Annotated in this window: 13 protein-coding genes; 5 read left to right on the forward strand and 8 right to left on the reverse strand. The window is 71.5% G+C overall.

Annotated elements, in window-relative coordinates; all coding sequences use genetic code 11:
• The 3 genes from KDK95_RS13605 to KDK95_RS13615 all read left to right on the forward strand — a co-directional run.
• On the forward strand, positions 1-345 hold a 345-nt coding region (locus KDK95_RS13605), incomplete at its 5' end, for an OsmC family protein (RefSeq protein ID WP_212518498.1).
• A 121-nt stretch (positions 346-466) separates the two neighbouring features.
• On the forward strand, positions 467-1,489 hold the full coding sequence (locus tag KDK95_RS13610) for an ATP-binding cassette domain-containing protein (RefSeq protein WP_212518499.1): 1,023 nt from the start codon (positions 467-469) through the stop codon (positions 1,487-1,489).
• Positions 1,486-2,307 (forward strand): ABC transporter permease, encoded by an 822-nt coding sequence (locus KDK95_RS13615; RefSeq protein WP_212518500.1) that lies wholly within the window; start codon positions 1,486-1,488, stop codon positions 2,305-2,307. Before KDK95_RS13610 ends, KDK95_RS13615 begins: the two co-directional genes overlap by 4 nt.
• Here KDK95_RS13615 and KDK95_RS13620 read toward each other — a convergent pair.
• The 4 genes from KDK95_RS13620 to rfbA are packed head-to-tail and all read right to left on the reverse strand — an operon-like array spanning position 2,298 to position 7,046.
• Positions 2,298-5,288 carry an ATP-binding protein gene (locus tag KDK95_RS13620; protein ID WP_212518501.1) on the reverse strand — a complete coding sequence of 997 codons (2,991 nt, stop codon included), beginning with the start codon at positions 5,286-5,288 and terminating at the stop codon, positions 2,298-2,300. The two genes, KDK95_RS13615 and KDK95_RS13620, sit on opposite strands and share 10 nt — an antisense overlap.
• Before the next feature lie 39 nt (positions 5,289-5,327).
• A complete protein-coding gene (locus KDK95_RS13625; protein ID WP_212518502.1) occupies positions 5,328-5,558 on the reverse strand; it encodes a hypothetical protein in 231 nt (76 codons plus the stop codon).
• Between the two features lie 14 nt (positions 5,559-5,572).
• Complete coding sequence (gene rfbC, locus KDK95_RS13630; RefSeq protein WP_212518503.1) at positions 5,573-6,169, reverse strand: dTDP-4-dehydrorhamnose 3,5-epimerase; 597 nt, start codon at positions 6,167-6,169, stop codon at positions 5,573-5,575.
• Positions 6,170-6,173: 4 nt separating this feature from the next.
• The gene (gene rfbA / locus KDK95_RS13635; protein ID WP_212518504.1) at positions 6,174-7,046 is read right to left on the reverse strand and encodes a glucose-1-phosphate thymidylyltransferase RfbA; all 873 of its coding nucleotides are present in this window, start codon (positions 7,044-7,046) and stop codon (positions 6,174-6,176) included.
• Between the two features lie 64 nt (positions 7,047-7,110).
• On the opposite strand from rfbA, the gene KDK95_RS13640 reads away from it, so the two are divergent.
• Positions 7,111-7,503 carry a YchJ family protein gene (locus KDK95_RS13640; RefSeq protein WP_212518505.1) on the forward strand — a complete coding sequence of 131 codons (393 nt, stop codon included), beginning with the start codon at positions 7,111-7,113 and terminating at the stop codon, positions 7,501-7,503.
• Here KDK95_RS13640 and KDK95_RS13645 read toward each other — a convergent pair.
• Genes KDK95_RS13645 through KDK95_RS13660 form a run of 4 tightly spaced genes read right to left on the reverse strand, consistent with a single transcriptional unit; the run spans position 7,500 to position 11,111 of the window.
• Positions 7,500-8,405: a glycosyltransferase family 2 protein gene (locus KDK95_RS13645; protein WP_212518506.1), complete on the reverse strand. Its 906-nt coding sequence runs from the start codon at positions 8,403-8,405 to the stop codon at positions 7,500-7,502. The two genes, KDK95_RS13640 and KDK95_RS13645, sit on opposite strands and share 4 nt — an antisense overlap.
• A gap of 2 nt (positions 8,406-8,407) precedes the next feature.
• Entirely contained in the window at positions 8,408-9,271 is an 864-nt protein-coding gene (locus KDK95_RS13650) for a 2OG-Fe(II) oxygenase (protein WP_212518507.1), read from the reverse strand.
• A gap of 50 nt (positions 9,272-9,321) precedes the next feature.
• The gene (locus KDK95_RS13655; protein ID WP_212518508.1) at positions 9,322-10,224 is read right to left on the reverse strand and encodes a glycosyltransferase; all 903 of its coding nucleotides are present in this window, start codon (positions 10,222-10,224) and stop codon (positions 9,322-9,324) included.
• Positions 10,224-11,111, reverse strand: coding sequence for a glycosyltransferase (locus KDK95_RS13660; RefSeq protein ID WP_249161171.1), 888 nt, complete (start codon positions 11,109-11,111; stop codon positions 10,224-10,226). Before KDK95_RS13660 ends, KDK95_RS13655 begins: the two co-directional genes overlap by 1 nt.
• Positions 11,112-11,170: 59 nt before the next feature.
• On the opposite strand from KDK95_RS13660, the gene KDK95_RS13665 reads away from it, so the two are divergent.
• Entirely contained in the window at positions 11,171-12,556 is a 1,386-nt protein-coding gene (locus tag KDK95_RS13665; RefSeq protein WP_212518510.1) for a lipopolysaccharide biosynthesis protein, read from the forward strand.

Here is a 12,556-nt window from a genome sequence, read left to right on the forward strand (position 1 = left end):
ATCGAGTTCGGGACGGGGGGCGACGCGGACTTCACTCCGGTCGAGCTGCTGCTTGCCGCCCTCGGCGGGTGCACGGCGATCGACGCCGACGTGGCGACGAGCCGGCACGCGGAGCCGGTGCGGTTCAGCGTAGCCGTGCAGGGGGACAAGATCGCGGACGACGAGGGGAGCCGGATGGAGAATCTCGCCGTGACCTTCCACGTCGAGTTCCCGGCCGGGCCCGAGGGCGACCGGGCGCGGGCGATCCTGCCGCGCGCGGTGAAGCTCTCGCACGACCGGCTGTGCACCGTGAGCAGGACCGTCGAGCGCGGTACCCCGGTGAGCTCGACCATCGCGGACGACTGAGGCTCCCGGGACGGCTCCCGCAACCCCGCACGTCAGCGCGCTGTCAGCCGTTCCCCGGCGCTGATTCTCCGTATCAGCAGCTCGTCAGCCGGGTGTCAGAGGCGGCGTGCACAGTGGTCGCATGAATACACGGAACCCATCCGAGGAGATCGCGATCCAGGTCGAGGGCCTGGTGAAGAGGTTCGGCGAGCAGACCGCCGTAGACCATGTCGACCTCGCGGTCCCCGCCGGGTCCGTCTTCGGCCTGCTGGGGCCGAACGGGGCGGGGAAGACGACGATCGTCCGCATGCTCAGCACGCTGCTGCGGCCCGACGGGGGCACGGCGCGGGTCGCCGGGCTCGACGTGGTCGGGCATGCGCAGGCGGTGCGGCGGGTGATCGGGCTGACCGGGCAGTTCGCCGCGGTCGACGAGGCGCTGAGCGGCTACGAGAACGTCTACATGATCGGGCGGCTGCTGGACATGCCGCGCAAGGAGGCGAGGCAGCGGGCGGAGGAGCTGCTCGCGGTCTTCGGGCTTGAGCAGGACGCCCGGAAGATCGCCAAGCAGTACTCCGGCGGCATGCGGCGGCGGCTGGACCTGGCCGCTTCGCTGGTCGGGCGGCCGCGGGTGCTCTTCCTGGACGAGCCGACCACCGGGCTCGACCCGGCGCGGCGCAACGACCTGTGGGACATCGTGCGGGATCTGGCCGACGGCGGCACGACCGTGCTGCTGACCACGCAGTACATGGAGGAGGCCGAGGCGCTCGCGCAGGACATCGCGGTGATGGACCACGGTCACTTCATCGCGCGCGGGACGGCCGACGAGCTCAAGGTGCGCATCGCGGGCCGCAGCATCCGGCTTCGGCCGGTCGTGGCGGCGGAGCTGTCGGCGCTGCGCGAGGTGCTGATGGACGTGCTGGGTGCGGCCGACGAGGTGGCGCCGGGCACGGTCGGCGGCCCGGTGTCCGAGGACGCGCAGGTAGCGCGGCTGCTGCAGTCGATCGCGGCACAGGGGATCGCGATCGCCGACATCAGCACCGTGACGGCCTCGCTCGACGAGGTCTTCCTCACCCTGACCGAGAAGAAGGGCGGCGTCTCCGAGAAGACGTCCGTGCCCGAGCCGACGCACGACGACGACAGCAGCGCCCTGGAGGCAGCCCGATGACCGCGATCACCAGCACTCTCGCGCCGAGCAACCTCAGCTCGCGCACCGGCCTCCGGGACACGCTGCGGCACACCGGCGCGCTGATCCGCCGCAATCTGCTCTCCACCAAGGCCACGCCGGAGGAGCTGCTCGACGTCACGTTCTTCCCGATCATCATGACCGTCATGTTCACGTACGTGTTCGGCGGCGGCCTGAAGTCGAGCACCGGCGGCGACTACATCGAGTACCTGATCCCGGGCATCTTCGTGCAGATGCTGTCCTTCGGCTCGATCGGCGTGGGCATCAAGCTCAACTCCGACTTCGACAAGGGCCTGATGGACCGCTTCCGCTCGCTGCCGATCGCCCGCGTGTCCGTGCTGAGCGCGCACCTGGTCTCCAGCGTGCTGCGGCTGCTGCTGGCCAGCCTGATCACCTTCACGGTGGCGACCTGCCTGGGCTTCCGGGTGCACACGAACGTGTTCGAGTTCTTCGGCGGCATCGCGCTGCTGCTCGCGCTCGGCTTCGGCGTGTCCTGGCTCTCCGTCTACGTCGGCACGGTCGTGCGCAGCCCGCAGGCGGTGCAGGGCGTGCTCAACATCGCGCTGTTCCCGCTGATGTTCTGCTCCTCGATCTTCACCTCGGTGAGCACGATGCCGGGCTGGCTGCAGGCCTTCGCGAAGGTCAACCCGCTGACCACGGCGGCGGACTCGGCGCGGGCGCTGATGGTCGGCGGCCAGTTCACCGCCGGGCACGACGTCTGGATCACGCTGGCCTGGGCGGCGGGCATGAGCATCGTGTTCGCTCCGCTGGCCCTGCGCGCCTACAACCGTCACATCTGAGCGTCGTGATCCCGCCGGTTTCGCCACCACCAGCCCGGCGAGACGGCCGGGTCCACGGCGAAGACCTCGTGGCAGGTCTCGAGCACCGTGCCGGAGTCCACGGCGCGGCCTTCCGCGAAGGCCGCGCCGTACGCCTCCTCCCCCAGCGCGGCGCGCGCCGCGGCGATGCTCTCGGCGAGGTCGGGGGTGACTGACGGCGGCAGCTCGCGGCCGCGCACGACGGCGTAGAGCCCGTGCAGCCAGGCCGCCCGGCGCCAGTTGCCCTCGGCCACCTCCAACGCCGCCTTCGCCTCGATCACCGCGCCGATGTCCGGCCGGTCGTAGTGGAAGGCGACGGCGTACTCGAAGGCCTCCCTGAGCAGCCGCGCGGTCTCCCGGAGGTCGCCGCGGGCCAGCGTGATCCAGGCCCGCTGCGTGGACAGCAGCGCCAGCACCGGCGTCAGGAACGTCCGTCCGGCGACGCGGCCGAGCTCGTCCAGCCAGGCCTGCGCCTCGTCGAGCCGGCCGTCCCGGCGGGCGCGGACGCACTCGGCGGTCATCAGGTAGATCTTGGCGTGGCTCTCCGGACGGTTCCGGGAGATCTCATGCGCCTGCGCGAGGGTGCGGGCCGCGCTCTCCTTCTCACCCAGGCTCTCGTACTCGTTGACCGCCATCAGCAGCAGCATCACCTCGTCGGTCGACGAGCCGATCAGCCGGGTCGCGGGCAGCACGTCCTCGATCGCGGCCAGCGCCTCGCGGTGGGCGCCGCGCTGGCTCTCCAGCAGGGCCACGGTCTGCCCGCAGTTGGCGATGCCCCACTGGTCGCCGAGCTGCACGAAGCTGGCCAGCGCCTGCGCGGTCAGCACCTCGGCCCGCTCCGGGTCCTCCATGCTGATCTTGGCGTTGAGCATGCGGACGGCGGCCAGGCCCCATTCGTCGCCGCGCTCGGCCAGCCGCGCGTATTCGCGCTCGAACGCGTCCTCGATCCGCTCCGGCTCGGTGTAGAGCGCGGTGGCGATCTCGGCCAGCGAGTAGAGCGCGTCGCGCCACTCCCCCGCGCGGGCCAGGTCCCGCGCCCGATGCAGGTGCGCGGACGCCTCCTCCAGGCTGACCCCGCGCTCGAACGCGTAGAGGGCATCGAATGTCAGGACCCGCAGTAACCCGGCGTCCCGCGGCACGCCGAGCCGCTCGGCCAGCTCCAGCGCCTTCGGGACGCGGTGCCGGTCGAACTGCTTGCCGCGCATCGTGCCGTACCAGGACAGGCCGGCGCACAGCCGCAGCGCGCAGGCCGCGTCGTCCGTGCGGATCGCCCATTCGAGCGCCGCGCGCAGGTTGTCCTCGGCCGCGTCCAGCCGGTAGATCCACTCCACCTGGCCGGGGCCGCGCAGCAGCGGATCGGCGCGTTCGGCCAGGTCGGCGAAGTAGTTCGCGTGCCGGGTGCGGACCTGCTTCTCGCGGCCCTGCTCGGCCAGCCGTTCCAGGGCGTACTCGCGGATGGTCTCCAGCAGCCGGTAGCGCATGCCGTGGTCGCCGCCCGCCGGGGCGACGGCCGGCTCGGCCAGCACCAGCGACTTGGAGACGAGCCGGTCGATCAGGTCCAGCACGTCCAGCGCGTCCAGACCGGAGACCCCCTCCAGGTCCTCCAAGGCTGCGCCGCCCGCGAAGGCCCCGCAGACCGCGAGCAGCTCGCGCTCGCGGGCGCTGAGCAGCTCCCAGCTCCAGTCGACCACGGCGCGCAGCGTCTGCTGCCGGGGCAGCGCGGTGCGCGCGCCGGTGGTCAGCAGCCGGAACCGGTCGTCGAGCCGGCCGGCGACCTGGCGCGGGGTCAGCACGTTGAAGCGCGCGGCGGCCAGCTCCAGGGCGAGCGGGATGCCGTCGAGGCGGCGGCAGATCTCGGCCAGCGCGGCGCCGTCCTCGCCGGCCGCGCCGAGCCCCGGGCGCACCGCGCGGCCGCGCTCCAGCAGCAGCTGCATCGCGGAGTACGAGGCGAGCCGGTCCCCGGCGGAGTCCGGCGGCGGCACGGCCAGCGGGGCGACCGGCAGCCGCTGCTCGCCGGGCACGCCGAGCGGCTCGCGGCTGGTGGCCAGGATCGTCACCCGCGGGCAGGCGGCGAGGATCTTCGCGGCGAGCCCGGCGGCGGCGTCGATCACGTGCTCGCAGTTGTCCAGCACGAGCAGCGCGGGGCGGTCGCCGAGCGCGTCGAGCAGCCGGGCCGCGTCGTCCAGCTCCGCGGCGAGCCTGGCCCGCTCGGCCGTGTTGATCATGTTGTCCCGGCCGCCGACGGCCGCGTACACCTCCGCGTCCACGGCCTGCGCGGAGACGGGGGCGAGCTCGGCCACGTGCGCGACCTCCCGCGCGGCGGCGACGGCCCTGGCCAGCGAGGTCTTGCCGGAGCCGCCGGCGCCGGTGAGGGTGAGCAGCCGGGTGCGGCCGAGCCGGTCCTGGATCTCGCCGAGGACGGCGTCCCGCCCGATCAGCCGGTGCACGATGGGCAGCGCGGGGGCCGGCGGCGGCAGCGGGTCGGCGGGAGCCGGCGGGGCCTGGCCGGCGAGCAGGCTCAGCCGCGCGCACTCGGTCTCGATGACGCGGGCGAGGCCGGCCAGGTCGGGCACGTCGGCGAACTCGGCGAGGGGCTCCGGACCGGCCAGGGCGAGCGCCTCGCGCGCGCTCTGCGGGCTGCCGAGCTCGGCGAGCCGCTCGAAGCGGCAGAGGTCGACGCGCTCCGGGTCGACGTCGAGGACGTAGCCGGTCGGCCGCGAGGCGACGGTCTCCGCGCCGACCACCCGGCGCAGCCGCGAGATCAGCGCCTGCAGCGCGTTGGCGCTCGGCGGCTCGCCGTTCCACAGCTGGTCGGCCAGGTACTCGGCCCGCCGGACCTCGCCCGGGGCCACGGCCAGCAGGGCGAGCAGCGCGCGCAGCCGGAAGCCGGTGATCTCCACGGACTCGCCGTCCCGGAGCACCGCGGCTCCGCGCAGCACCGAGACACCCGTGACCAGACCCATGCGGCCCATTGTCGCGTATCGGGCCGCGCGCCGGTGCGGCTATTTCTGCTGCGCGGGCACCGCGGGGGCGTCGGCGGACTCCTCGGAGTCCGCGTCCTGCCCGGTCGCCTTGGCCTGCTCGTCCCGGTACTCGGCGTCCAGCTTGGTCAGGTGCTTGCCCATGTTGCGGCACAGCAGCCAGACCGCCACACCGAGGATGCAGACGATGATGAACCCGAGCAGGCCCGGGGAGACCTGGTTCGGGTTGAGACTGATGGCCACGCCGCTCATGGAAACCGCTCCTTCTAGCCGTTCAATGAGGAAGTGTAAGCGACGCAGTCGGCGTACCTGGGCAGCAGGTCCGACTTCAGCGCCTCCTCGAGCGAGGGGGCCGCCTCGTCCTTGGCGGACAGGATCGGCACCTCGGCCGGCCAGTCGATGCCGAGGTCCGGGTCCAGCGGGTGGATGCCGTGCTCGGCGGACGGGTTGTAGGTCTCGCTCACGCAGTAGTGCAGCGTCGCGTCGTCGGTCAGCGCGACGAAGCCGTGGCCGAGGCCCTCGGACAGGTAGACCGAGCGCCGGTCGACGTCGTCGAGCTGGACGAACTCCCACGCGCCGAAGCTCTCCGAGCCCACCCGCAGGTCCACGATCACGTCCAGCACGGCGCCGCGGACGCAGGAGACGTACTTGGCCTGCGACGGCGGGACGTCGGCGAAGTGGATGCCGCGCACCACGTCCTTGGCCGAGACCGAGAGGTTGCCCTGGGCCAGCCGCAGCGGGTGGCCGACCGCCTCGGCGAGCTTGTCGTGCCGGTACCACTCCAGGAACAGCCCGCGCTGGTCGCCGAACTGCTGCGGCAGGATCTCCCACGCGCCCTCGATGGACAGCGGCGTGATCTTCACGTGTCTAGTTTCCTTCGGAATCGAGCAGGTTCAGCAGGTAGTCGCCGTAGCCGGACTTCAGCAGCGGCTGGGCGAGCTCGTACAGGCGCTCGTCGCTGAGGAACCCGGCGCGCCAGGCGACCTCCTCGACGCAGCCGATCTTCAGGCCCTGGCGCTCCTCGATCACCCGCACGTACTCCGAGGCCTGCACCAGCGAGACGAAGGTGCCGGTGTCCAGCCAGGCCGTGCCGCGGTCGAGCACCGAGACGGTGAGCCGGCCGGCCTTCAGGTAGGTCTCGTTGACGGTGGTGATCTCCAGCTCGCCGCGGGCGCTGGGCTTGAGGTCGCGGGCGATCTCGACGACGGAGTTGTCGTAGAAGTACAGGCCGGGCACGGCGAAGCGGGACTTCGGCTTGGCGGGCTTCTCCTCGATGGAGATCGCGTGGCCGTCCTCGTCGAACTCGACGACGCCGTAAGCGGTGGGGTCGGCGACCTGGTAGGCGTAGACGAGGCCGCCGTCGATCTCGGTGTTGGCGCGCAGCTGCGTGCCGAGGCCGACGCCGTGGAAGATGTTGTCGCCGAGCACCAGCGCGACCCGGTCGTCGCCGATGAAGTCGGCGCCGAGCACGAAGGCCTGGGCCAGCCCGTCGGGGCTGGGCTGCACCGTGTACTCGAGGTTTATCCCGAACTGCGAGCCGTCGCCGAGCAGCCGCTGGAACGCGGACTGGTCCTCCGGGGTCGTGATGATCAGGATGTCCCTGATCCCGGCCATCACGAGGGTGGAGAGCGGGTAGTAGATCATCGGCTTGTCGAAGACCGGCATCAGCTGCTTCGAGATCGCCTTGGTGATCGGCCACAGCCGCGAGCCGGTACCCCCGGCCAGGATGATTCCGCGCATGGGCCGACAGTGTAGCCCGCGCGGCTGAGTCCGAGGACGGCGCCCGGCGCGGGAGAATGGAGCCATGGCTGACAACGGCGCGCGACCCCGATGCCCCTGCGGCTCCGGCGAGATCTACGACCGCTGCTGCGGGCCCCTGCATTCGGGTGAGGCGCGGGCGGGGACGGCCGAGCAGCTGATGCGCTCGCGCTACAGCGCGTTCGCGACGGGCGACGCGGCGTACCTGCGGCGGTCCTGGCATTCGTCCACGCGCCCGAAGCGGCTGGAGCTGGACGAGGACACGCGGTGGATCCGGCTGGAGATCCTCGAGACCCGCGACGGCAGCCCGTTCCACACCTCGGGCACGGTGCGGTTCCGCGCGCATTACGTCGCGCCCGGCGCCGCCCCGGATTTCATGGAGGAGAACAGCGCCTTCGCCCGCGAGGACGGCGCCTGGGTGTACGTATCAGCGCTCTAACCGGCGGTGCCGTGGTACTCGGCGCCCGACGGGATGTACGCACCCGCCACGTGCCCTGTGACGCCGTCCCGCAGGCCCCTGAGGTAGGCGGGGACGTCCCGGCCGCGCTCGGGTTCGAAGAGCACGATGTAGCCGAACCAGCGCACCAGGAAGAGCGCGTTCGCCAGCGCCCACACCGGATTGCGGCGCACGTGCTCCTTGATCAGCACCACGCCGTTGCGGGTGTTCCAGTAGTGCCGCCACGCGGCCTGGTGACCGACCCGGATCTCCCGGCCCAGGAACCGGTGCACGCGCACGTCGCCGATCGAGTGCGGCATCTCCAGCGACAGGTCGCGCACGATGCGCACCCCGGCGCGCCGCATCCGCAGGCAGAAGTCCACGTCCACGTAGTCGACGAAGAAGTCCTCGCGGAAGCCGGGCACCCGGTCCAGGCACGAGCGGCGCACCAGCATGCCGGAGGTGATCACCAGGTCGCGGTCGTCCACCTGCTCGTGCCGCCGGTCGGCCATCGTCTCGTAGGTGCGGCCGGTGTCGGCGTCGACCGGGCTCGGCCCGACGATGCCGATGCCCGGGTCGCCGAGCACCTTGGCCAGACCCTCGATCATGCCGTCCGGGATGACCGAGTCCTGATCCAGCAGCAGCACCGCCTCGGCGTCGTCCGGCAGGTGCGCGATGCCGCGGTTGAGCCCGGCGGCCAGGCCGAGGTTGCGCCCGCCGCCGAGCACGGTGACCCGCGGATCGGCGAAGCCGCTCAGCGGGTCGGGCAGCTCGCCGCCGTCTGCCGGGAGCGGGGTGTTGTCGACGACGATGACCGACTCGCAGGCCCCGAGCGCCGACTCGACGACTGCGCGCAGCAGTTCGTCCGGGTGGTACGCCGTGACGATCGCGGTGATGCGCAGCACGCTCAGCGGCCCTCTTCGGCGTCCTGCTTCAGTCGCTCCTGGCGGTTCTTCCACCAGCCGGCGCCCTGGTTCGGGTTGCTCAGGTGGGCGAGCAGCGAGAAGGCGCGCGAGGTCTGCATGAAGAACTTGAACAGCCCGAAGCGCAGCTTGCGGGCCAGGCCCTTCTGCTCGCCGTGCTCGCGCCAGTGCGTCGAGGCGTCGCCGCTGAAGCCCGGAGCCTCGAGCGCGGTGTAGTAGTAGAGCGCGACCGAGCGGCGCCAGTGGCCCTCGACGATCGGCTTCGGGAAGCCGTGCACCGACTTGTCGTCGGTGGTGAAGATCATCACGCGGCCCCAGTCCGGCACGACCAGCGCGCCGTCCTTGCTCAGGTCGCCGACCTCGAGGCAGCCGCCGAAGGACTCGTCCCAGCCCTCGTTCAGGTAGACCAGCACGTTGACGCGTCGGTAGAGGTCCATCGCGTCGTAGATGTGGAAGTCGGTGTGCTTGCCGAGGATGCCGCCCGGGCCGCTCAGGTGCAGGCCGCCGCCGACCAGGTACGGGTCGACCAGCAGCTTCGGGATGCCGGTGACCTTCTCCAGCGCGCGCAGGAAGGCGGGCTGGGAGAGCTCGTTGATGAGCTGCGCGAGCGGCTCGGGGATCTTCGCGATGTCGTCGCAGGTGAACTTCTGCATCTGGTACGTGTCGCCGAGCGGGCGCCAGTCCGGCCAGTCCGGCTTCGGGAAGTGCTCGTCGGCGAACTCGGGGCCGACCTGCAGCATGTCGTCGAGCACGATGTGCGGGAACGGCTTGTTCGCCGCGTAGCGCACGGACCATTCCTCGGCGTTAGCCCGGAACTTCTCGAGGTCGAACACTGGTGAGGCGGTCATGTCCGCAATACTCCATCACGCTCGTGACGTCGGCTGTGGGGGTGCCCGAGTTACCCGGGCAGATTAGCACTCCGGACTGCATCGTACTCAGCGCCCGAGGGCAGGTAGCGGCGCTCGACGCGGCCGGTCACCCCGTGCAGCAGGCCGCGCAGCACGGCGGGGACCGAGGAGCCGCGGTGCTCGTCGAAGAGCGCCGTCACCAGCAGCCAGCGCGCCATGAACAGCGCGTTGGTGAGCACGAAGCCGCGCTCGGCGCCGAGGAACTCCCTGCTCAGCACGATCCCGTTGCGGGCGATCCAGTAGTGCCGCCAGGCCGGGTAGTGCAGGACCCTGATGTTCAGCGGCCCGATCCGGTGGTCCCGGCCCGAGCCGATCGAGTGCGGCAGCACCAGTCCGGCGTCGCGCACCACGCGCCGGCCGGAGCGGCGGATCCGCAGGCAGAAGTCCGAATCGACGCAGTCCACGAAGAAGTCCTCGCGGAAGCCGGGCACGTCCGCGAAGGCGGAGCGGCGCACCAGCATGCCGGAGGTGATGATGCTCGGCCGGTCGTCCACCGCCGCGTGCCGGTCGGCGCCGCGCTCGTAGCGGCCGCCGGTCGCCGCGTCCACCGGGGTCGGCCCGACGACGGCGATCGTCTCGTCGTCCAGGTGCGCGAGCAGCCCGGCGACGAGCTCGGCCGGCAGCACCGAGTCCTGGTCCAGGAAGAGCACGGCGTCCGCGTCGGCCGGCACCTCGGCGAGCCCGAGGTTCAGCGCGCCCGCGAGCCCGCGGTTGGCGCCGGACCGCAGGACCGTGACCCGCGGATCGTCGATCTTGCCGGCCAGGCTCTCCGCGTCGCCCGGCGTGTTGTCGGCGATCACCACGGACGCGCAGCTCAGCAGCGCGGACTCGACCACCGCCGCAAGGCGCTCGTCCGGGTGGTAGGCGGTGACGACCGCCGCGATCCTCGCCATCAGTCCGCATCCCTCACACCGGGCGGGTACGAGCCCTCGGGCAGGTATCCGAGGGAATAGCGGCCGGTCAGCGCGTCGAACACGCCGCGGCTGAGCGCCGTCAGCTGCGCTGCGCGCTTCGGTCCCCAGCACGCCACGGACAGGAACTTGCGCGCCAGGAAGATCGCCATCGAGGCCATGCCCTGCGGCCGGCGCCGGTCGTAGTCCAGCGCGTACTGCACGCCGTTGCGCGCGATCCAGTAGTGCCGCCACGGCGGGTAGTGGGTGACCCGCACCCGCACCGGGCCGACGCCGTGCTCCTGCCGGTTGCCCATGGAGTGCGGCAGCTTCAGCGTGAAGTCCTGGATGACGCGGAAGCCCGCCTTGCGCGCGTCCACGCAGAAGGCGATGTCCACGAAGTCGTTGAACAGGTCCGCGCGGAACGGGCACCGGTCGACCACCTCGCGGCGGACCAGCATGCCGGAGGTGATCACCGCGGTGGCGTCCTCGACGGTCTTGCCCTCGGTGCCGAAGTTGTAGGCGGCGCCGTGCGCGGCGTCCCACGGCGTCGGCGCGACGATGCCGATCTTCGGATCGGACTCGAGGTGCGCGCGCAGACCGGCGACGAGGCCGTCCGGCAGCACCGAGTCCTGGTCCATCAGCAGCACTGCCTCGGCGTCGGCCGGAAGGGCGCCCACGCCCAGGTTGAGCGCGCCGCCGAGGCCCAGGTTGCGGCCGACCGGCAGCACCGTGACCCGCGGATCGTCCAGCTTTCCGGCCAGTGACGGGGCCGGCGCGGGCGTGTTGTCGACGACGATCACGGCGGCGCAGTCCCGCAGCGAGGAGTCCACCACGGCGGCCAGCCGCTCGTCCGGGTGGTACGCGGTGAGCACCGCGACGATCTTCATCTCTCGCACGCACCCGAGCGTATCGGCTCCGCGCACGGCTACGCTAATATCACCTGGTCATGCGCCGCATTCTGGACTTCCTGCGCCGGCCCACAATCTTCCTGGCCGTGGGCCTGATCGTCTCCGCCTTCTCGGGGTCGGTCTACCTGCTGATCGTCAACCTGGCGTTCCATGACAACGGGAACTACGTCCTGGCGTTGCAGGGCCTGAACACGCTGCTCGCGGCGATCAGCACCGGTGTGATGTCCGGCATCGAGCAGGAGATGGTCCGCGCCGTCAGCCGCGCGATCGTGCACCGGCTGCCCACCGCGCCGGTGATCCGCAGACAGGTCAAGCAGGCCGCCTGGTTCGTCGGCGTGACCATCGCCGGCTGCCTCGTGCTCTCGCCGGTGCTGACCAAGCACTTCCTGGCCGGCAGCTGGGTCATGTACATCGAGCTGATGATCGGCCTGCTCGGCGCGGTCGTCTCGTTCCAGGTGCGCGGCACGCTCTCCGGCAAGCAGGACTTCCACGTCTTCTCGATCACCCTGCTGGTCGAGTCGTTCACCCGCATGCTCCCGTGCGCGCTGCTGCTCGTGGCCGGAAACAAGGACCTCTGGCTCTACGGCCTGTTCTTCGCCCTCGGCCCGGTGTTCTCGGCCGTGGTCGGCATCGTGCTGCCGCGGATCTGGCACCGTCCGCAGTACGACGGGTTCGGCGGAGACGACACCGGGGAGCCGAGCACCGCCGCCGAGGAGAGCGGCGGCCGCGCCGCGGCCAACCTCGGCCTGCTGACCGGTGCGACGCTCGCCTCGCAACTGCTGCTGAACGCTGTCTCGCTGCTCGTCATCGCGCGCTACTCGAACTCCCACGACAAGCAGACCGTCGATCTGGCCGCCGCGATCAACTCGGCGGTGGGCCTGGCCCGCATCGGCATCGTGGCGCTGCTCCCCATCCAGACGCCGCTGCTGCCGAAGCTGACCACGGCGGCCGAGCGCGGCGACGTCGCCGAGGTGCGGCGCAAGACGCTGCTGCTGGTGGCCATCTGCGCGGGAATCGGCCTCGCCGCCGTGCTCGTGTGCGCCACCATCGGCCCCTGGGTCATGAGCGAGATCATGCACGCCCTCGCCGACCTGCCGCGCTGGTTCCTCGCGGCGTTCGCCGGGGCGACCATGTTCATGATGATCGCGATGATCCTGCAGCCGGGCCTGATCGCGATGAACCGGCACAAGAGCGTGATGATCGGCTGGACCCTGGGCATCGTCGCCACCGTGCCGGTCTTCCTGGTCAACGGCGACATCCTTAAGGTCACCGCCGTCGGCGCGATCGTCGGCCCGCTGGTCACGTCCATCTTCCTGGCGATCGACCTGTGGTGGAGCATGCGCCACCGCGCCGCCGCCACACCCGCTCCCCTCGATACGTCCTCGTCGCCCGACCCCGACCCGGCCACCTCGACGCTGCACTGA

This window comes from Actinospica acidithermotolerans, assembly GCF_018139625.1.
Taxonomy (GTDB): domain Bacteria; phylum Actinomycetota; class Actinomycetes; order Streptomycetales; family Catenulisporaceae; genus Actinospica; species Actinospica acidithermotolerans.